Origin of the sequence: Streptomyces neyagawaensis (assembly GCF_023516595.1) — a bacterium.
Taxonomy (GTDB): domain Bacteria; phylum Actinomycetota; class Actinomycetes; order Streptomycetales; family Streptomycetaceae; genus Streptomyces; species Streptomyces neyagawaensis.
Genome location: NZ_JAMGBG010000039.1, coordinates 20,867 through 39,600 on the forward strand (window position 1 = coordinate 20,867; position 18,734 = coordinate 39,600).

The 18,734-nt window shown below is 73.0% G+C and carries 17 protein-coding genes; 4 read left to right on the top strand and 13 right to left on the bottom strand.

Annotation, left to right across the window (positions count from 1 at the left end; all coding sequences use genetic code 11):
* Positions 1-199: 199 nt before the first annotated feature.
* The 8 genes from M8J73_RS18035 to M8J73_RS18070 form a co-directional block, all read right to left on the bottom strand.
* Positions 200-538 carry a DUF4326 domain-containing protein gene (locus M8J73_RS18035; RefSeq protein WP_055537463.1) on the bottom strand — a complete coding sequence of 113 codons (339 nt, stop codon included), beginning with the start codon at positions 536-538 and terminating at the stop codon, positions 200-202.
* A 45-nt stretch (positions 539-583) separates the two neighbouring features.
* Positions 584-1,390 carry an SGNH/GDSL hydrolase family protein gene (locus M8J73_RS18040; protein WP_055537464.1) on the bottom strand — a complete coding sequence of 269 codons (807 nt, stop codon included), beginning with the start codon at positions 1,388-1,390 and terminating at the stop codon, positions 584-586.
* Between the two features lie 86 nt (positions 1,391-1,476).
* Complete coding sequence (locus M8J73_RS18045) at positions 1,477-2,493, bottom strand: hemolysin family protein (protein ID WP_055537465.1); 1,017 nt, start codon at positions 2,491-2,493, stop codon at positions 1,477-1,479.
* The gene (locus M8J73_RS18050) at positions 2,490-3,827 is read right to left on the bottom strand and encodes a hemolysin family protein (protein ID WP_055537466.1); all 1,338 of its coding nucleotides are present in this window, start codon (positions 3,825-3,827) and stop codon (positions 2,490-2,492) included. The genes M8J73_RS18045 and M8J73_RS18050 overlap by 4 nt, the downstream gene beginning before the upstream one ends.
* Before the next feature lie 356 nt (positions 3,828-4,183).
* Positions 4,184-4,603, bottom strand: coding sequence for a GNAT family N-acetyltransferase (locus M8J73_RS18055; protein WP_055537467.1), 420 nt, complete (start codon positions 4,601-4,603; stop codon positions 4,184-4,186).
* Positions 4,604-4,689: 86 nt separating this feature from the next.
* A complete protein-coding gene (locus M8J73_RS18060; protein WP_055537468.1) occupies positions 4,690-5,568 on the bottom strand; it encodes an LLM class F420-dependent oxidoreductase in 879 nt (292 codons plus the stop codon).
* 195 nt (positions 5,569-5,763) lie between these two features.
* Complete coding sequence (locus tag M8J73_RS18065) at positions 5,764-8,334, bottom strand: ABC transporter permease (protein WP_055537469.1); 2,571 nt, start codon at positions 8,332-8,334, stop codon at positions 5,764-5,766.
* A 4-nt stretch (positions 8,335-8,338) separates the two neighbouring features.
* Positions 8,339-9,211, bottom strand: a complete 873-nt coding sequence (locus M8J73_RS18070; RefSeq protein ID WP_055537470.1) for an ABC transporter ATP-binding protein — start codon at positions 9,209-9,211, stop codon at positions 8,339-8,341.
* A 200-nt stretch (positions 9,212-9,411) separates the two neighbouring features.
* Between M8J73_RS18070 and M8J73_RS18075 the strand changes: the two genes are divergently transcribed.
* Positions 9,412-9,684, top strand: coding sequence for a hypothetical protein (locus M8J73_RS18075; RefSeq protein WP_055537471.1), 273 nt, complete (start codon positions 9,412-9,414; stop codon positions 9,682-9,684).
* A gap of 4 nt (positions 9,685-9,688) precedes the next feature.
* Positions 9,689-10,063 (top strand): hypothetical protein, encoded by a 375-nt coding sequence (locus M8J73_RS18080; RefSeq protein WP_055537472.1) that lies wholly within the window; start codon positions 9,689-9,691, stop codon positions 10,061-10,063.
* A gap of 46 nt (positions 10,064-10,109) precedes the next feature.
* Here M8J73_RS18080 and M8J73_RS18085 read toward each other — a convergent pair whose 3' ends face one another.
* Together M8J73_RS18085 and M8J73_RS18090 are read right to left on the bottom strand one after the other, a co-directional pair.
* Positions 10,110-10,781, bottom strand: a complete 672-nt coding sequence (locus M8J73_RS18085; protein ID WP_055537473.1) for a class I SAM-dependent methyltransferase — start codon at positions 10,779-10,781, stop codon at positions 10,110-10,112.
* Between the two features lie 171 nt (positions 10,782-10,952).
* Positions 10,953-11,639 (bottom strand): esterase/lipase family protein, encoded by a 687-nt coding sequence (locus M8J73_RS18090; protein WP_055537474.1) that lies wholly within the window; start codon positions 11,637-11,639, stop codon positions 10,953-10,955.
* Positions 11,640-11,895: 256 nt separating this feature from the next.
* Between M8J73_RS18090 and M8J73_RS18095 the strand changes: the two genes are divergently transcribed.
* Positions 11,896-13,989 (top strand): helix-turn-helix transcriptional regulator, encoded by a 2,094-nt coding sequence (locus M8J73_RS18095; RefSeq protein WP_249828800.1) that lies wholly within the window; start codon positions 11,896-11,898, stop codon positions 13,987-13,989.
* A gap of 147 nt (positions 13,990-14,136) precedes the next feature.
* Here M8J73_RS18095 and bioD read toward each other — a convergent pair whose 3' ends face one another.
* Genes bioD through bioB form a run of 3 tightly spaced genes read right to left on the bottom strand, consistent with a single transcriptional unit; the run spans position 14,137 to position 17,375 of the window.
* Positions 14,137-14,856, bottom strand: a complete 720-nt coding sequence (bioD, locus tag M8J73_RS18100; RefSeq protein ID WP_249828801.1) for a dethiobiotin synthase — start codon at positions 14,854-14,856, stop codon at positions 14,137-14,139.
* A 1-nt stretch (position 14,857) separates the two neighbouring features.
* On the bottom strand, positions 14,858-16,147 hold the full coding sequence (locus M8J73_RS18105) for an adenosylmethionine--8-amino-7-oxononanoate transaminase (RefSeq protein WP_055542756.1): 1,290 nt from the start codon (positions 16,145-16,147) through the stop codon (positions 14,858-14,860).
* Positions 16,140-17,375 (bottom strand): biotin synthase BioB, encoded by a 1,236-nt coding sequence (bioB, locus tag M8J73_RS18110; RefSeq protein ID WP_055542755.1) that lies wholly within the window; start codon positions 17,373-17,375, stop codon positions 16,140-16,142. Before bioB ends, M8J73_RS18105 begins: the two co-directional genes overlap by 8 nt.
* 200 nt (positions 17,376-17,575) lie before the next feature.
* On the opposite strand from bioB, the gene M8J73_RS18115 reads away from it, so the two are divergent.
* A complete protein-coding gene (locus tag M8J73_RS18115) occupies positions 17,576-18,703 on the top strand; it encodes an 8-amino-7-oxononanoate synthase (protein ID WP_055542754.1) in 1,128 nt (375 codons plus the stop codon).
* Positions 18,704-18,734 lie beyond the last annotated feature (31 nt).

Sequence of the window (18,734 nt, forward strand, 5' to 3'; positions counted from 1 at the left end):
ATTCTACTGGCGATTCATGCAGGTGAGCGCCGCGGCCCTGCTCGTCGGAACCTACGAGAGCCCGGTCACAGCCCCGGGGCGGCTGGGGCCGCCCCGCCCGGCACGGGCGCGGAGGGCGGTCTCGGCACTGGTCGGCACGGGTCCTGAGGGTCGCCTCAGCGCTCGTCGGCAAGCTCGGCGACGGGTCCGGAGGGCTGCCTCAGCGCTCGTCGGCGAGCTCGGCCAGGACGTTCCCGTGGCACAGCTCCGGCGCGCACCAGCAGGCCAGCGTCTTGCCTCGCAGCTCCCGGACCAGCTCCAGCAGCTCGGGCCGGGCCGACAGGTACTCCCGGTACTTCGCCATGACCTCGGCCCGTGTCCCGTCCCGCTTCTTCTTGTCCGTGTCGGGCTGGAACGGGTTGTACAGCGGGTGCTGCGGCAGGTCCCAGTGGCCCATGGTCCAGCGGCGGCCGATGTACACGACGTCGTCGGGGGCCTTCTCCAACCGCGGCCCGAAGTCCTGGATACGGCCCTTCAGGTTGATCACGGTCGTGGTCACGTTCGGTTCCCTTCGGTCCGGACCCTCGTCGGACCCCCGTCGACTCTAGGCTGCCGGGCCCTCGTACGGCAGCAACTCGGGGCGCTTCGCCGGCAGCCCGTCGCCCGACGAGCGGCCCGTCAGCCGGCGTCCGATCCACGGCAGCAGGTACTGCCGGGCGAACCGCGCGTGCGCCATCTGCCGGGCGACCCAGGCGGGCGGCGGAGTCGCGGCCATCGGCGTACGCCACTCGGCGTCCTCCGCCGGATGTCCGAGGGCCTGCCACACGGCCTCGGCGACCCGGCGGTGCCCCTCGGCGGTCAGGTGCAGCCGGTCCACGTCCCACAGGCGCGGGTCGGACAGCGAGGGCGCGCCGTACAGGTCGACGACGAGCGCGCCGTGCCGGGCGGCCAGGTCGTCGACGCAGGCGAACAGCTCCTCCATGCGCGGCCGGAACCGCTCCAGCACCGGGCCCTGGCGGCCGGGGCTGCGCATCAGGACGAGCTGCTTGCAGGCGGGCGCGAGACGCTCCACGGCTTCCTCCAGCAGCCCGCGCACCCGGCCCATGTCGCACTTCGGGCGCAGGGTGTCGTTCAGACCGCCGACCAGCGTGATCACATCCGCGCCCATGGCGGCCGCCACATCGACCTGCTCGTCGACGATCTGGCCGATGAGCTTGCCGCGCACCGCGAGGTTGGCGTACCGGAAGCCGGGCGACCGTGCGGCCATCCGGCTCGCGAGGAGATCCGCCCAGCCGCGGTAGGAACCGTCGGGCAGCCGGTCCGACATGCCCTCGGTGAAGGAGTCGCCGACCGCGACGAGGCTGGAGTACGGGGGAGGGGTGTCGTGGGTGTGTGTGGCGTTCGTCTGCATGGCGTACCCGATGCTATCGCCTTCACATACCCAGCGGTCGGTCAGCCTCTCCCCGCAGCGGTGTCAGGCCGTGCGCCACGCCGGTGTCAGGCCGCCGGCTGTCCGAACAGCTCCCGCAGGACGTCCTCCATGGTCACGATCCCGCCGAGCCGTCCGTCCGCGCCCAGCACGGCCGCCAGGTGCGTACGGCTGCGGCGCATCGCGGTGAGCACGTCGTCGAGGGGTGTCGTCTCCCGGACGCGGGCGATGGGCCGCATGTCCCGGATCGTGAAGGGCACGTCGCGCGGGGCCGCGTCGAGCGCGTCCTTCACGTGGAGGTAGCCCACGATCCGGCGCCCCTCGTCCACCACGGGGAAGCGGGAGAACCCGGACTCCGCCGACAGCCGCTCCAGCTCCTCCGGGGTGACGCCCACGCGCGCGTAGACGACGCGTTCCAGCGGGAGCACGACGTCCCGGACGGGCCTGCGGCCCAGTTCGAGCGCGTCGTGCAGCCGCTCCCGGGCACGGTCGTCGAGCAGACCGGCCTCGGTGGAGTCGCGGACCAGCCGGGCCAGCTCCGTGTCCGAGAAGGTCGCCGCCACCTCGTCCTTCGTCTCGATGCGCATCAGCTTCAGAAGCGCGTTCGCGAAGGCGTTGACCGTGAAGATCACCGGCCGCAGCGCCCGGGACAGTGTCACCAGCGGCGGGCCGAGCAGCAGGGCGGAGCGCACCGGCTCCGCCAGCGCGATGTTCTTCGGCACCATCTCGCCGAGCAGCATGTGCAGATAGGTGGCGAGGGTCAGCGCGATCACGAAGGAGATGAGGTGTCCCGCGCCCTCCGGCACGCCCACCGCGTGGAATACGGGCTCCAGCAGATGCTCGATCGCGGGCTCCGCGACCACACCGAGGACCAGGGTGCACAGGGTGATGCCGAGCTGCGCGGCCGCCATCAGCGCCGACACGTGCCGCAGCCCCCACAGCACGCTGCGGGCCCGGCGGTCGCCCTGTTCGGCGTACGGTTCGATCTGGCTGCGGCGGACCGAGATCAGCGCGAACTCGGCGCCGACGAAGAAGGCGTTGACGACGAGGGTCGCGAAGCCGATCAGCAGCTGGACGGCGGTCATCGCGTCTCCTCCTCGTGCTCGTCGCCGGCGTCGACCGGTGCGTGCAGCAGCACCCGGGCGGCCCGCCGACCGGAGGCGTCCACGACGTCGAGCCGCCAGCCGGCGACCTCGACGGTGTCGCCGACGGCCGGGATACGACCCAGCTCGGTGGCGACGAGGCCGGCGAGCGTCTCGTACGGCCCCTCCGGCACCTTGAGCCCGACGCGGGCGAGCTGGTCGGTGCGGGCGGCGCCGTCCGCCGAGTACAGCTCACGGCCGTCCTCGTCGGTGCCGACGGGGGCCAGGTCGGGTGTCTCGTGCGGGTCGTGCTCGTCGCGGACCTCACCGACGACCTCCTCGACGATGTCCTCCAGCGTCACCACGCCCGCGGTGCCGCCGTACTCGTCGATCACGACGGCCATCGTGCGCTTGCCGGAGAGCCGGTCGAGGAGCCGGTCGACGGTCAGTGACTCGGGGACGAGCAGCGGCTCGCGCAGCAGCTCCGCCACGGAGGTGCGCAGGCGACGCTCGGCGGGCACGGCGAGGACGTCCTTGATGTGCACGGTGCCGACCACGGAGTCGAGGCTGCCCCGATAGACGGGGAAGCGGGACAGACCGGTCGCCCGGGTGGCGTTCGCCACGTCCTCGCAGGTCGCCTGGGCGTCGAGGGCGATGACCTGCACGCGCGGCGTCATCACGTTCTGCGCGGTCAGGTCGGCCAGGTTCAGCGTCCGCACGAACAGCTCGGCGGTGTCCGGCTCCAGCGCGCCCTCCTTGGCGGAGTGCCGGGCGAGGGCTGCCAGCTCCTGGGGGCCACGCGCGGAGGCCAGCTCCTCGGCGGGCTCGATCCCGAACAGGCGGACGAGACGGTTGGCGGAGTTGTTGAGGTGGGTGATGAACGGGCGGAACGCCGCGCTGAACCAGCGCTGCGGGTTCGCGACCTTCTTCGCCACCGACAGCGGCGAGGAGATCGCCCAGTTCTTCGGCACCAGCTCGCCCACGACCATCAGCACGATCGTGGACAGGGCCGTACCGATCACCAGGGCGACGGAAATCGACGCCGAGGCGGGCACGCCCACCGCCTCCAGCGGGCCCGCGATGAGCTTGGCGATGGACGGCTCGGCGAGCATGCCGACGACCAGATTGGTGACGGTGATGCCGAGCTGCGCGCCGGAGAGCTGGAACGTCAGGTTCCGTACGGCCTTCAGGGCGCCGGCGGCACCACGCTCGCCGCGCTCCACGGCCTGCTCCAGCCGGCCGCGGTCGACGGTGGTCAGCGAGAACTCGGCGGCCACGAACGCGCCGCAGACCAGCGACAGCAGCACCGCCACCAGGAGGAGGAGCACTTCGGTCATCGGGTCACCCCCGTCCCATGATCCGGCAGGGGCAGGATGATCGCGCGATGTCGTGCACCGGCTCGGGCGCGCCGGGCGCCGGGCCGGCTGCTGGGAGGCTCGCCCATGGGCGGACGCTCACGACCTTTCCGTAGAGGTTCACTGATCCACCTATGGTAAAGGGTCGGCAAAGTGGCGCTCGCCGTCCCGGTCGCGTCGGCCTCCTCGGCCCGAGCGGCGGTTCACCCACCGCCCCCGATCCTCCTGAGCAGGTACCCAGGCGATCGCCGCGCATGAGCCGTCTGCCGCGCCGGCGCGCATCGCCGCTCCGTGCGCACCGCCGCGCGGCGTCAGGGGCTTCCGGGGCGTCCGGGTGTCTACAGGGGCTTGACCCAGCGTCGCCAGTGGTCCTCGCGGTGGTACCCGGTGGCCGCCCAGGTGTGGTGGGCCTGTTCGTTGGCCTCCAGGACCATGGCGTCCACGCGCCGCCCGCCGAGGGCGACGAACCGCTGCTCCACCGCTTCCAGCAGCGCGGTGGCGATGCCCTGCCGACGGCGGTCCGGGTGCACCGCCAGCCGGTAGGCCGAGCACCGCCAACCGTCGAAGCCGGCGATGACGGTTCCCACGAGGACGCCGTCGCGCTCCGCGAGGATCAGCGCCTCGGGGTCCCGAGTGAGGAGCCGGGTCACTCCGTCGTGGTCGTCGCTGATGCTCGTTCCTTCCGCGGCGTCGCGCCAGAACCGCAGCACGGTGTCGATGTCCGAGGGGGCGGCGCAGCGAATGCGAAGATCACTCATAGGACGAGCCAAGCAGAGCGCTCGCCTGTCCGGCGAACGGATTTTCCGCCACCGCGCCCCTCGTTCTGGCGAGGGTCCCCTTCCCCTCACCTGCCGCGCAGCGCCTCGATGACGCGGGCGAACGCCTCCATGTTCGGCTCCAGGACCGTGAGATACGTGAAGCCGTACCGCTTCCGTTGCGCCAGTACCTGTTCGACGATCTCGTCCAGCGTCCCCACGAGGACCAGCGGCAGCCGCAGGACCTGCTCCTCACTCAGATGCGGGATGTGCCCGAGCCACGGCCGTACGGCGGCGCCGCGGTCCTCGGTGAACTCCACGATCTGGATCAGCAGGTTGAGCTCGGCCGGCTCCTCCCGGCCGGCGGCGAACTCGTGGTACCGGCCGACCCGTTCGTCCAGCTCCTCCGCCGTCAGCGCCTCCAGCGTGCCGCCCGCCCCCGGCCGGGCGCCCGTGAACGCCGCGATGTCCGCGTGCTCGGCGGTGACCCGCAGCATCCGGTCGCCGTTGGCGCCGACGAGCAGCGGTACGGTCCGCTGCACGGGGCGCGGTTGGTGCGCCTCCGAGTCGAGGAGCCGCCGTAACTCCGCGATGGTCCGGGAGAGATGGTCGACGCGCTCGCGCGGCGACCCCCACGGCAGGCCCGCCTTCTCGTGCTCGGCCGGCACGTACCCGGTGCCCAGCCCCAGCTCCAGGCGTCCGTCGGTCAGCGCGTCCGTGGTGGCCACCTCGCGGGCGAGGAGCACCGGGTTCCAGAAGCCCGCGTTGAGCACGAAGGTGCCGACCCGCGGCCGTTCGGTCGCCTCCGCCGCGGCGACCAGCGCCGGGAACGGGGCCGGCATGCCCAGATGGTCGGGGACGAGGATCACGTCGTAGCCGAGCCGCTCGGCCCTGCGGCACTTCGCGCGCCACTCCTCGGCCGAGGTCGGATTGAGCAGGTTGACTCCGAAACGGAACGGGCGCGGCATGAACTCTCCTCACCGACAGGGGATTTGAGCCTGTGTGTCCCGGCGAGTACACCACCCGGGCGCGCTCGCTGCCAGCACGCCCGGCCTGCGGACCCTCGCAAGCCTGGCCTGCGGGCCCCCGCACGCTCGGCCGCGGCATAGGCTCGCCTGGCCGCCTGGCCGCCTGGCCGCCCGGCCCGCGGCCCCTCCGGACGGTCACTCGTGCGCGATCGCCGCCAGCACATTCATGCGCGACGCCCGCAGCGCCGGCAGCAGGGCGGCCACCACCCCCACCACCGCCGAGCCGATCACCACGGCGACGACCGTGCCCCACGGGATCGCCAGTGCCTTCATGCCCTGGAGCGCCAGCACCTGCTGCACGCACACCCCCCACACCAGTCCCAGCGCCAGCCCGAGGACAGCGCCGAACACGGCGATCACCACCGACTCCAGCCGGATCATCCGCCGCAACTGCCGCCGGCCCAGGCCGATCGCGCGCAGCAGCCCGATCTCCCGGGTGCGCTCGACCACCGACAGGGCGAGGGTGTTCACCACGCCGAGCACGGCGATCACGATCGCGAGGCCGAGCAGCGCGTACACCAGGTACAGCAGCACGGCGATCTGGCCGCGGACCAGCTCCTTGTAGTCGGCCTGGTCCCGCACCTGGACCTGGGGGTACGCGTCCAGCGTCCGCTCCAGGTTCGCGCGCAGCTGGTCGGCGCCGACCCCGGAGGCGGCGTTCACGTACAGCGCCGAGTCCTGGCCCTCGGGCACGTACCGCTCGACGGTGCCCGTCCCGAAGAAGAGGCCGCCCTGCATCCCGAAGCCGTCGGCGGTGTCCTGGTCGGTGAGCGCGGCGACCTTCAGCTCGGCGTCCTTCCCGCCCGGGAACCGCACCGGGACCGTGTCGCCGATCGTCACGTCGTGCTCGCGGGCGAAGTCCACGTCCATGCCGAGGGCGCCGTCGGCGAGCGCGGCGCCGCTGTCGCCCTCGGCGTAGGTGACGTTCGCGACCTCGTCGAGCCGGGGGTCGTAGGCGGCGGCGGTGGTCTCGATCCGCTTGCCGTCCGGCAGCCGTACGGCGACGGGCGCGAACCGCTGCCGTACGACGAGGCCGGCACCCTCGGTGTCACGGACCTTGTCGGTGACCTCCTGGGGGAACGGGCGGAAGTTCTGGCTCTGGACGACGAAGTCCGCGCCCAGCGTCTTGTCGATCTCATTGTCGAACGACTTGGTCATCGACGCGCTCGCCACGGACATCCCGGCGACCAGCGCGAGCCCCACCATCAGCGCGGCGGCCGTGGCTCCCGTACGGCGCGGGTTGCGCAGGGCGTTGCGCTGGCTCATCCGGCCGACGGAGCCGAACAGCGCCGGGAACGCGCCGCCGAGGACCCGGATCACGGGCCTCACCAGGAGCGGGCCCGCGATGACGGTCGCGATCAGGGTGAGAACGACGCCGAGACCGAGGAGCGAGGCCGCCGAGCCGGTGTCCGACGACAGCGCGCACCCGACGAGTGCGGCGGCGCCGGCCGCGCCGACGACCGCGCCGACCACCGCCCGCGTCCGCAGCGGCCGGCCCATCCCGGCGATCTCGGCGTCCGTGAGCGCCGCCATCGGCGACACGGTCGCCGCGCGCCGCGCCGGCAGGTACGCCGCCACGAAGGTCACCCCGAGCCCGACGACGTACGCCGCGATCGGCGTGCCCACGCCGACCACCATCTCGGTGGACTTGAGGTTCATCCCGAAGGCGCCCATGAGCTCGATCAGCCCGAAGGCCAGCGCGATGCCCGCGGCGAGGCCGAGCGTCGACCCGACGAGGCCGAGGAGCGCCGCCTCGGTGAGCACGGACCGGCGCACCTGCCGCCGGTCGGCGCCGAGGGCGCGCAGCAGGCCCAGCTCACGGGTGCGCTGGGCGATGAGCATCGAGAAGGTGTTGACGATGAGAAAGACCCCGACGAGCGTCGCGATGCCCGCGAAGCCCAGCATCACGTACTTGATGACGTCGAGGAACCCGCCCAGCGAGGCGGCCGCCGAATCGGCCTGCTCGTCGGCGGTCTGGTACTCGTAGGTGCCCGGCCCGAGCGCGGCGGCGATCCGTTCCTTCAGTTGGGTGTCGCCGACACCGGGAGCCGCGGTCACCGAGATGCTCGTGGCGGCGTCCGGGTCGCCCAGCAGCCGGGTCTGCGCGGTCGGGGTGTCGAGGAAGACCAGCGCGGCGCCGGGGTTGGTGGTGGTGAAGGTGGCGATGCCGACGATCTTCACCTTGAAGGAGCCGGGTGCGGCGAGCACGGTGAGCGTGTCACCGATCGCCACGTTCTTCTTCTTCGCGGTGTCGGCGTCCAGCAGCGCCTGACCGGGGCCCTCGGGCGCGTGGCCGCTGGTCAGCTCCACGGGGCTGCGGTCGGTGGGGTACCAGTTGGTCGCGATGGTGGGGGCGCCCGTCGTCGGGCCCACGGACTCGTTGTCCCGGTCGACGACGGTGATGTTCTCCACGGCCGCGTCGACATGGGTGTCCGCGACGCCGTCGACCTTCGCGACCCGCTCCGCGAGCGAGGCGGGAACGGTGTCCACGGCCCCGGACGGCATCTGCCCCTCCAGGTCGTCGTCCTTCGGGCCGACGGTGACATCGGCCGAGGTGGAGGCGAAGAGGCGGTCGAAGGTACGGGTGACCGTGTCCGAGAAGATCAGACTGCCCGCGACGAACGCCACGGACAGGACGATGGCCAGCGCCGAGAGCACCAGCCGCCCCTTGTGCGCCAGGAAACTCCGCAGGGTCGCCTTCAGCACGGTCTCAGTCCTTGTCGAGGTCGGTGGTCCCGGCAGTGCGGGCGTCGGCGGGGGCGCCGGCCCCGTCGGCCGTGGCGCGCGGGTCGAGCCCGGAGGGCTGGGCGCCGCTCCCGCTGAAGAGGCGCATGCGTTCGAGGACCGCCTCGGCCGTGGGGTGCTCCATCCGGTCCACGATCCGTCCGTCGGCGAGATAGAGCACCAGGTCGGAGTGGGCGGCGGCCCCGGGGTCGTGGGTGACCATGACGACGGTCTGGCCCAGCTGGTCGACGGCCTCGCGCAGGAAGCCCAGCACCTCCAGCCCGGCCCGCGAGTCGAGGTTGCCGGTCGGCTCGTCAGCGAAGATCAGCTCGGGCCGGGAGGCGAGGGCGCGGGCGCAGGCGACCCGCTGCTGCTGGCCGCCGGACAGCTGCGACGGCCGGTGCCCCAGCCGGTTCCGCAGTCCGAGCGTGTCGATGACCTGGTCCAGCCACTTCTCGTCGGGCTTCCGGCCCGCGATGTCCATCGGCAGGGTGATGTTCTCGGCCGCGTTCAGCGTCGGGATCAGATTGAACGACTGGAACATGAAGCCGATGCGGTCCCGGCGCAGCCGGGTCAGCTCACGGTCCTTCAGCCCGGTGATCTCGGTGTCCCCGAGCCACACCTGCCCGGCCGACACGGTGTCGAGCCCGGCCAGACAGTGCATCAGCGTGGACTTCCCCGAGCCCGAGGGGCCCATCACCGCGGTGAAGCGGCCGCGCGTGATGTCCACGTCGACCGAGTCGAGGGCGAGCACCGCCGTCTCACCCGAGCCGTACGCCTTCGTCAGGCCCCGGGCGCGGGCGGCGACACCGTCGGCTTCCGCGCGGCCGAGGGAGTGCTCAGCGGCAGCAGTGGACAAAACGGCCTCCCTGCTCGAACGAGTTCGCATTCCAGACGTTCCCGGACGAGCCTAATGTGATCCAGTCCACACGGGGTATCCCTCCCAGGTCCGACGCGGCCTCCGTCGCAGGTCGGGCACCCGATGTCGGTGTAAGGGGCATGGGTGTCGCGCGCCTAAGGGCCCTTGCCGTGCTAGCACTCCGGCGCTAGCGTCGAGGCATGGCCAAGACCCAGCTGAACGTACGGGTGGACGAGGACACGGCGCGAGCCGCCCGGGAGCGAGCCCTGGAGCGCGGGATGAGTGTCAACCGGTACATCGAGGAGCTGGTCAGACAGGACACCGGAGAGGTGGGCCACACCTTCGTGGAGTCCGCGGCCGATTTCATGAAGCAGTACGAGGCGGTCTTCGCCGAGGAGTTCGACGGCGCCTCCACTCGGACGACGCCGAAAACGACGGGGGAACCCGGGGGCGGGCGCGAGGGACGTCACTGATCCCTTGAGTCAGCTCAGAATCGACCTCGCCTGGCTGCTGATGGTCGCTGAACAGAAGACGCCCGGAGATCCCCAGGTCAGCGACTGGGGCGCCCTCGTCGCGGCCGTCGCCCGGCACGACGCGCAGATCTTCGACGTCCCCGTCTACGACACCCCGCACGCCCGCGCCGCCTCCCTCCTGCAGCTGCTGATGCACGTCCCGGCCCTGGAGCGCTCCAACGCGCTGTTCGCCTCCGCCGTCGCCTACGGCTACCTCGTCGCCAGCGGCGTCAAGGTCGTCACCTCCGCCGAGCAGGTGCGTGAACTGGCCAGACTCGTCAAGAGCGGCGAGGCCACGGTGCAGGACATCGCCCAGGAACTGCGCCAGTGGAGCCGGTGACCGACCGCCCGCCGCCACGCCGCCGAGCGGATTCCGTAGGCCGGCCCTAACCCGCGACCTCCTCGTCCGGGCCGGAGCGCCGGGCCCGGCCCAGTACGTGGTGCGAGCTGGGCAGGCGCGGGCCCCGCGGCGGCAGGGACAGCTCCTTGACCGACTCGATCTCGAACGCCGCGGCGCCGATCGCGCCCAACGGGTCGCGGGACACATGGCAGCCGCCGAACAGCAGGGGCCACACCGTGTGGTCCAGCGCCCGCCGGGTCGTGCGCATCACCCGGCCGCCGCCCCCGCCGTGCTCGAAGAACCTCAGCTCACCGCCGGGACGCAGGACCCGCCGGATCTCCCGCAGCGCACGCTCCACATCCCGCACGCTGCACAGCACCAACGACACCACGGCAGCGTCGAACGCCTCACTCTTGACCGGCAGGGCCTCCGCCGCGCCCGGCACGACATCCACCGGCACATCGGCGCGCAGCGCCGCCTCCAGGGCCAACTTCCGCAGGGAGCGCTCCGGTTCGATCGCCACGACCTCCGCGACCGTACGCGGGTAGTGCGCGAAGTTCAGGCCGTTGCCGGCGCCGATCTCGATGACCCGCCCCGAGAGCCCGGCGAGCAACTCGTCGCGCAACGGGCCGACCATCGGCTCCGCCGACACACTCAGCCGGGCGTAGAACCGGGCGAACAGGGGATGGCGCACGGCGTCCAGGCCGGCACGGACCATGACGGACCTCCCGAGGAGGACGACAGATACCCGGATTGTCCCCCGTCGGGGACCGGCTCACCCGTCCCGCGCCGAGAGGCGGACACGACGGCGCCCGCCGCGCGGCCCTGGGGAGGAGGTCGCGCGACGGGCACCGGTCGTACGGCGGGCGGTGTTCCGCGATGCCGGCCGTCAGGCGATGAAGTTCCGCACCTGCTCGTAGACGCCGTGGTCGTTGTTCATCTCGTCGTGCGAGATACAGCCGACCTCGACGTTCGTGGCCCCGTTCAGGATCGCGGTGGTGTCCGGGGTGAGCGCGTCGTCGCAGTTCGACCAGTAGCTGGCGTACGACACACTGCCCGGCGTCTCGTCACCTGAGTTGAGCGAGGTCAGGAACGAGCTGCCGGTGTACATCTCGGCACACGAGGTGTACAGCCAGCGACACCAACCCGCCACGGTCGTCCCGTGGTTGACGCCGGCCGTGGAGACGAAGTCGTCGACGTACGCCGTCCCGCCGAGGTTCTTCAGGTAGTAGCGGGAGCTGAGCGCGCCCATCGAGTGGACGACCACGTCGACCTTGGAGGCGCCCGTCGAGGCGAGCACGCTCTGGATCTTCGTCTTCAGCTGCGCCGCCGTCGTGGCGTTCGACTGGCCCCAGTCGTACGACCAGGAGTGGAGCTCCGAGGCGGCGTAACCGTCCGCCTTGAAGTACGCGATCCAGTCGTCCCAGCTGCTGGACGAACTGCTCAGACCGTGCACGAAGACGACCGGGTTGTGGGTCGCGGCCCGGGCGGGGGCCGCGGAGAAGGTCAGGGACAGCAGGAGCGTGCTGGTCACGGTCGCGAGGGCCGTGGCGATACGGCGCATGCGGCGATGCATGGAGCCTCCTGAAACGGGTGGGGTTCGTCAGGAGTGTCAGCGGGGTCTACGCGCGCCGCATCGGTGAAATCGCCGGTCTTTACTGGTCGGTTAACTCGCAAGTAACGTGATGAGTGTGGTGACTCCGGTGAACCCCCCACGACTTCCGCATCGCTCGCCACCGCCCCCCAGGACCACGCGGCCGAGCCCGAACACGGCATCGGCCGCCGCGCCGACGCCACCCGAAGGCGTGCCCGCGCCACTGCTGTCCGAAGGCGTGCGCGTACGTCTGCTGCACGCCGCCCACGGCGATCCGCGCGCCGCCGCCGAACTCGCCGCCGCCCTGACCCCGCGCCAGGCCATCGGGCTCGACCCGCTGCCCGCCGAGCCGTTCGCGCTCGCCCCGGCCCTGCTACGGGCCCACCGGCGGGACGTACGGGCCCTGCCCGACGACACCCGCTTCCTGCTGCTCCTCGCCGCGGCCGACCAGTACCCGATCCCGACCCACGCCTACGAGCGGGCCGTCACGGCCGCCGGACTCAACACCCGGCTCCTCGACGCGGCCGAGGCGGCGGGCATCGCGGACACCACGGCCCAGGGCGTCGTCTTCCGGGACGCCTGGACCCGTATCGCCGTCTACGAGTCCGCCTCCACGGCCGACCGCCGCGCGGCCCACCGCCTGCTCGCCGGAGTCCTCAGCGGCGAGGGCGAGAGACCCGGACGCTCCTGGCACCGGGCCGCCACCGCCCTCGGCCCCAGCCGCCGGCTCGCCGCCGAACTCCGGCTCGCGGCGAAGGTGGCACGTGCCATCGGGGAGCCCGCGCTGGCCTCCGCCCTCGCCGAACGCGCCGCCGCCCTCACCCCCGACCCCGCCGAACGCATGCCCCTGCTCGCGCGGGCGGCGGCGGAGGCCTGGCAGTCGGGCGACGGCGACCGGGCCCGCCGACTCGTCGCCGCCACCGACGACGACGCCCTCGCCGGCCTCCTCGCCCTCCGCTCCGGCAACGCCTCCGAGGCCTTCGACGCCCTGCTCACCGCCACCGTCCGGCACGGCGGCGACCACGACCCGGACACGGCCGCCCATCTGCTGGCACGGGCCACCGAGGCCGCCATCTACACCGGGGACCTGCGCCGCTGCCGGGAGGCCGCCGCCGTCGCCGACCGGCTCGGCATCCTGCCGCCGAGCACCCTCGGCGCGCTGGCCGCCGCGTTCGAGGGACGCTACGACGACGCCCGCGACGTCCTCGAAGCCGCGGCGGGCCGCTGCGGCCCCGGCGGCGACCCCACCGCGCTGATCCACGCGGGGATCGCCGCCCTGCTGCTCGGCGACCACACCCGCGCGTTCACCGCCACCGCCCGCGCCGCCGCCTCCGCCCGCGCCAGGGGCGAGACGGTGACCGTGCCGCAGGCCATGGAGTTCCGGGCGTACGCCGAGTTCTGGACCGGGCGCCCCAGGGCCGCCGAGGCCGCCGCCGTGGAGGCCCTGCGGCAGGCGTACGCCACCGGGCAGGACAACGGGGCCTGCCATCTTCAGGCCGCCCTCGCGATGTTCGCGGCCGTCACGGGGGACGAGCAGGTGTGCCGGGAGCGCGCCGAGTCCGCCCGCGCCCACGCGCTGGAACGGGGCCTCGGACTCCCGGCCGCGCTCGCCAGGTACGCCCTCGCCTTCCTCGACCTCGCCGCCGGCCGCTACGCCGCCTCGGCGGCCCGCCTGCGCGCGCTCGCCGGATTCGGCCCCGGGCACGGGCACCGGGCCATCCGCCACCTCGCCACCCCGCACTACGTCGAGGCCGCCGTCCGCACCGGCGACACCCGAGTGGCCCGCTCCGCGCACGCCGACTACGACCACTGGGCCCGCACCGTCCGCAGCGCCGACGACCTCGCCCTCAGCGCCCGCTGCCGGGCGCTGCTCGCGACGGGGGAGGAGGCCGTGGAGCACTACCGGGCCGCGCTCGATCTGCACGCCTCCGGCACCCGTGACTTCGAACGGGCCCGCACGGAACTGTTGTTCGGCAGCGCGCTGCGGCGACTCCGCAACCGCACCGAGGCCCGCGACCGGCTGCACAGCGCGCTGGAGGCCTTCGACCACTTCGGCTCGCCCCACTGCGCCGACCAGGCCCGCGCCGAACTCCGCGCCCTCGGCGAGAGGGCACCCGCCGCCCAGGGCCCCGACGACCTCACCGGCCGGCTCACGGCCCAGCAACTGACCATCGCCCGCATGGCCGCGGACGGCGCCACGAACCGGGAGATCGCCGCCCGCCTCCTCCTGAGCCCCCGTACGATCGACCACCACCTCCGCGGCGTCTTCGCCCGCCTGGGCATCAGATCCCGCATCGAACTGGTGCGCCTGCTGGGAGAAACGGCGAACTGAACCCCGCCACCGTCGCACCGAGCCGCCATCGTCATACCGAGCCACCGCTGCCGTGACCTCCTGTCACCGCTGTGGGCAGTCGTTCCGCAGGGCGGAACGGGTGGGCACAGCCGACAGCGCCGGGGGCCATTCCAAGAGGGCCGACCGTTACACGGTCTCCCGCGCCGCGAAGGCCGCCGCGTCCCACGTGCCGCCCAACGCCGGCGCCAGCCAACCGCCCGCCCCCGCCCGGAACTCGGCCGGGTACAGCGCGCCCGCGCCCTCCGGCACCGCCCCCAGCAGCGGCGCTCCCGCCACCACCGGCAGGTCCGCCACATTGCAACGGGACGCCAGATCCGGTGCCTTCGGCCAGCTGCCGATGACGACGCCCATCAGCCGAACCTCCCGCGTGGCGAGTTCGCGGGCCGTCAGCTCGGTCGTGTTGAGCGTGCCCAGCCCGGCCGAGGCGACCAGCAGTACCGGCGCGCCGAGCAGCCGCGCCGTGTCCGCCAGCGTGCCGCCCGCCTCGTCGAAGCGGACCAGGAGGCCGCCCGCGCCCTCGACCAGGACCAGGTCGTGGTCGGTCTCCAGCTTCGCCGCCGCCTCGGCGACCTCCTCGGGGTGGACCGGGGCCAGCCCGGACCGCCGGGCGGCCGTCGCGGGGGCCAGCGGCTCCGGGTAGCGGGCGAGTTCGTGCGCGGCGACGGAGTCCCCGGCGAGCCGCACCACCTCGTCCGCGTCGCCGCGCTCGTCCGGCCGTACCCCGGTCTGCGCGGGCTTGAGCACCGCCACGGACCGGCCGGCGGCCGCCGCCACCGCTGCGACGGCCGCCGTGCCGACCGTCTTGCCGACCTCCGTGCCCGTCCCCGTCACCACCAGGATCGCCATGTCATCCCTCCCGTGCCGCCGCGCACACCGCGCGCGCGATCCGTGCCACGTCCTCGTCACCGGTGACGTACGGCGGCATCGTGTACACGAGGTCGCGGAACGGCCGCAGCCACACGCCCTCGCGCACCGCGGCCGCCGTCGCCGCCCTCATGTCCACCGCGTGGTCGAGCTGGACGACACCGATGGCGCCGAGGACCCGGACGTCCTTCACCCCCGGCACGTCGAGCGCCGGGGCCAGCCCCTCCCGCAGTCCCGCCTCGATCCGCCGGACCTCCGCGAGCCAGTCCTGCCCCAGCAGCAGCTCGATCGAGGCGAGCGCCACGGACGCGGCCAGCGGATTGCCCATGAACGTCGGCCCGTGGGCGAGCACGGGCACCTCGCCCCGCGAGATCCCGTCGGCCACCCGTGCCGTGCACAGCGTCGCGGCCATCGTCAGATATCCGCCAGTCAGCGCCTTGCCCACGCACATCACGTCCGGCGTCACCGCCGCGTGCTCCGCCGCGAACAGCGCGCCCGTCCGGCCGAACCCGGTCGCGATCTCGTCGAACACCAGCAGCACGTCGTGCGCGTCGCACGCCTCGCGCAGCACCCGCAGATACGCGGGGGAGTGGAACCGCATCCCGCCCGCGCCCTGCACCACCGGCTCCACGATCACCGCGGCCAGTTCGTCGGCGTACCGCTCGATCGCCGAGCGCAACCGCTCCGCGTACGCCTCGTCGTACTCCGCCGGCGGCGCCTCGACGAACACCTGCCGCGGCAGCACGCCCTGCCACAGCTCGTGCATCCCGCCCTCGGGGTCACACACCGACATGGGCTGCCAGGTGTCCCCGTGGTAGCCGCCGCGCCAGGTGAGCAGGCGCTGCTTGCCGGGACGGCCGAGCGAACGCCAGTACTGCAGGCACATCTTGACGGCGACCTCGACCGACACCGAACCCGAGTCGGCGAGGAACACATGCTCCAGACCATCGGGCGACATGTCGACAAGGCGCTTCGCCAGTCGTACGGCGGGCTCATGGGTGAGCCCGCCGAACATCACATGGCTCATCCGGCCGAGCTGCTCGCGCGCGGCCTCGTTGAGCACCGGGTGGTTGTAGCCGTGGATGGCAGACCACCAGGACGACATGCCGTCGACGAGTTCGCCCGAGCCGTCGGCGAGCCGCAGCCGGACCCCGCTCGCCGACTCCACGACGAGCGGGTCCACCCGGCCCGGCATCGGACCGTACGGATGCCACACATGCCGCCGGTCGAGGTCCAGCAGCTCGGCCACGCTCGGGTCGGGCCCCTCAGGCATTGGGCGCGAGATCCGTTCCGGCACCCCGACGCCGCACGGCGACCAGATCCGTCCGGGCCTCGCCCGCCTGCGGGGCCGCCGTGGAGGAGGTGGTGGCCGCGGACCCGCAGACGCCGCCCCCCTCGTGCGACCCGCACCCGCCACCGCTGTCGTGGGACCCGCAGCCGCCGCCCTCGTGGGCACCGCACCCGGCGCTCTCGTGGGACCCGCAGCCGCCCCCGGCCGCCCGGTGCTCCGGCAGCGTGACCTGGTCGGCGCCCTCCACCTCGAACCCGGCGTCCGCGATCATCTCCAGGTCGGCCTTGCCGGCCTGGCCCTCGCTGGTGAGGTAGTCGCCGAGGAAGATCGAGTTGGCCAGGTGCAGCGCGAGCGGCTGCATCGTCCGCAGATGCACCTCGCGGCCACCCGCGATGCGCACCTCGACGTCCGGGCAGACGAACCGCACCATGGCGAGGATCCGCAGGCACCGCTGGGGCGTGAGGTTCCACTCCTTGGCCAGCGGGGTGCCCTCGAACGGGATCAGGAAGTTGACCGGCACCGAGTCCGGGTCCAGTTCACGCAGCGAGAAGACGACGTCGACGAGGTCCTCGTCGGTCTCGCCCATGCCCGCGATCAGACCCGAGCACGCCGACAGACCCGCCGCGTGCGCCTTCTGCACGGTGTCCACCCGGTCGGCGTACGTGTGGGTGGTCGTGATCTCCCCGTACGTCGACTCCGACGTGTTGAGGTTGTGGTTGTAGGCGTCCGCGCCCGCCTCGCGCAGCCGTTCGGCCTGACCGTCGGAGAGCAGACCCAGACAGGCGCACACCTCGACGCCCTCGTTCTCCTCCTTGATGGCCTTGATGGTGCCCGCGACCCGGTCGACGTCACGGTCCGTCGGGCCGCGCCCGGACGCCACCAGACACACCCGCTTGGCACCGCCGGCGAGACCGGCCGCGGCGGCCTTCGACGCCTCGTCGGGCTTCAGCCAGGTGTACTTGAGGATCCCGGCCGTCGAGCCGAGCCGCTGGGAGCAGTACGAGCAGTCCTCGGGACACAGCCCGGACTTCAGGTTGACGAGATAGTTCAGTTTCACCCGTCGCCCGAACCAGTGCCTGCGCACCTTTCCGGCCGCGGCCACCACGTCGAGCAGGTCGTCGTCGGAGGTGCCGAGAACGGCGAGCGCCTCGGCACGGCTCAGCGGCTCGCGCCGGAGCCCCTTGTCCACCAGCGTGTTCAGCAGGTCCATGAGAGCCGATCCTGTCCTACCGGACCGCTCCCGGCCAAGGAGACTTCGGACAACAGAGTCGGATCGACGTGTGGGTATCGCCACATCGTGGGCGACCGGCCGTCCCGTTAGTGTCTGTGCACTGCCTACAAAAGCCCCCGCCGCGCTGCCCGATGACAGCACCGGCGCCGAGGGCTGCCCACGCGACCCCCGGAGGACTCATGGCGTTCGGCTGGATCGACGAGCAGGCGTCGGCGCGCCGCCGCGCCGGGCTCGTACGGACCCTGCGCCCCCGCCCCGCCGACTCGCCCCTGCTCGACCTCGCGAGCAACGACTACCTGGGGCTGGCCCACCACCCCGAGATCATCGAGGGCGCGGCCGACGCGGCACGCACCTGGGGCGGCGGGGCGACCGGCTCCCGGCTCGTCACCGGCACCACCGAACTCCACGGCGAGCTGGAGCGCGAACTGGCCGCCTTCTGCGGCTTCGAGGCCGCCCTCGTCTTCTCCTCCGGCTACGCCGCCAACCTCGCCGCCGTCACCGCGCTCGCCCCGCACGGCTCGCTGGTCGTGTCCGACGCGGGCAACCACGCCTCCCTGATCGACGGCTGCCGACTCGCACGCGGGACCACGCAGGTCGTCGAGCACGCCGACCCGGACGCGGTCCGCAAGGCGCTCGGCACGGCCAAGGGACCCGCGATCGCGGTCTCCGACACGGTGTTCTCGGTGGACGGCGACGCCGCCCCGCTGGCCGGACTGGCCGCCGCGTGCCGCGCGTACGGCGCCGGGCTCGTCGTGGACGACGCCCACGGGCTCGGCGTGCTGGGCGACGGCGGCCGGGGCGCGCCGTATGCGGCGGGGCTGGCCGGGGCGCCGGACGTCGTCGTGACGGTCACCCTGTCGAAGTCGCTGGGCAGCCAGGGCGGTGCCGTCCTCGGACCGGCGAAGGTGATCGACCACCTGGTCAACGCGGCCCGGACGTTCATCTTCGACACAGGGCTCGCCCCGGCTGCGACGGGCGCCGCCCTCGCCGCGCTCAGACTGCTGCGCCGTGAGCCGGAGCGGGCCGCCCGGGCCCGTGAGGTGGCTCGGGCGCTGCACACACGGCTGACGGCGTCGGGCCATGAAGCGGTGCGGCCCGACGCCGCCGTGGTGTCCGTGCGGGCGCCGTCTCCGGATCAGGCGGTGCGGTGGGCGGCGGACTGCCGGGCGGCGGGTCTCGCCGTCGGCTGTTTCCGCCCACCGTCCGTGCCCGACGGCATCTCCAGGCTGCGGTTGACCGCCCGGGCGGATCTCACCGAGGCGCAGATCGACCGAGCCGTGGGCATCATCGGCGATACGCGACCGTGAGTCGGCGTCGCGGCCGTGTGTCGCCAGAAGC